1 protein-coding gene is annotated in these 1,223 nt (G+C 46.2%); it reads right to left on the bottom strand.

Features of this window, described 5'->3' with window-relative positions; all coding sequences use genetic code 11:
- The coding region (locus tag LZF95_RS26820; protein ID WP_233758555.1) for an IS256 family transposase at positions 1-1,158 on the bottom strand (1,158 nt) is incomplete at its 3' end.
- Positions 1,159-1,223: the final 65 nt, after the last annotated feature.

The raw sequence follows: 1,223 nt of genomic DNA on the forward strand, positions 1-1,223 counted from the left end.
GCCCCAGTTATGAAGAGGGGATGACCATTTCTTTTCGATTCTTCTGGTGGCGAGATAAACCAGTTTCAGAAGGGCCATATCGTTGGGAAAAGCTCCCTTGGTCTTGGTCACTTTTCTGATCTGTCTGTGGTACCCTTCTACAGCATTTGTGGTATAGATCATTTTTCTTATTGGTTTGGTATAGGCAAAGAAGGTACTCAGACGCTCCCAGTTGCTGTTCCAGGAGCGGATTACCACTGGATACTTCTTCCCCCATTTCTCTTCCAGTTCCAACAACTCAGACTCTGCCTGATCTTTGGTGTCTGCCCCGTAGATACCTTTAAGGTCACGTGCAAACTCCTTTTGCTCTTTGCTGGCCACGTACTTTAGGCTATTGCGGATTTGGTGGACGATACAGAGCTGCACCTCTGCTTTCGGGAATATAGACTGGATTGCCTCTGGAAAACCCGTTAGGTTGTCCGTACAGGCTATCAGAATGTCTTTTACCCCACGGTGCTGAAGATCGCTGAGCACTTGGAGCCAAAAGTTGGCTCCCTCGCTTTCTGAAAGGTACATCCCCAGGATCTCCTTTCTGCCTTCCTTGTTGATCCCCAACACGTTGTAAAGGGCTTTATGCCTGACTTTACCTTCTTCCCGTACCTTGAAATGCATCGCGTCAAGCCATACGATACAGTAAACATCCTCCAGAGGGCGATTTTGCCACTCTTTGACTTTGGGAACGACCCTGTCGGTAATCTCGCTGATAACCTCCGTGGACACCTCGGTATCATACATCTCCTTGATATGGGCAGATATATCACGCATGCTGCTACCCATTCCATAGAGGGCTATAATCTGGTCTTCAAGGCTGTCTGCCAATATCCGTTGCCTCTTCTCTATGATCTTCGGTGCAAAGCTACTGTCACGGTCTTGAGGTGTATCTAGCTTCACTTCACCAAGGCCACTCTTGACAGTCTTCCTGCCTATGCCGTTTCGCTTGTTTCCTGATGACCAACCATTTTCTTCATCCCGGAGATGATCTTCCATCTCTGCCTGAAGAGCCTCTTCCAAAAACTCTTTGAGAATGGGGGCTAAAGCACCTTGCTTGCCGAAAAGGTTCTCTCCTGACAAAAACTGTTTTAATACTTTTTTCTTGAATGCTGATTCTTGTTCTTTCATACTGCTCTATCTTAAAAACTTTAACTAATTTTCAAAGTCTTAGACAGAGTTTAGATTACAGTCTC

It is taken from the genome of Algoriphagus sp. AGSA1, from assembly GCF_021390545.1.
Lineage (GTDB): Bacteria > Bacteroidota > Bacteroidia > Cytophagales > Cyclobacteriaceae > Algoriphagus.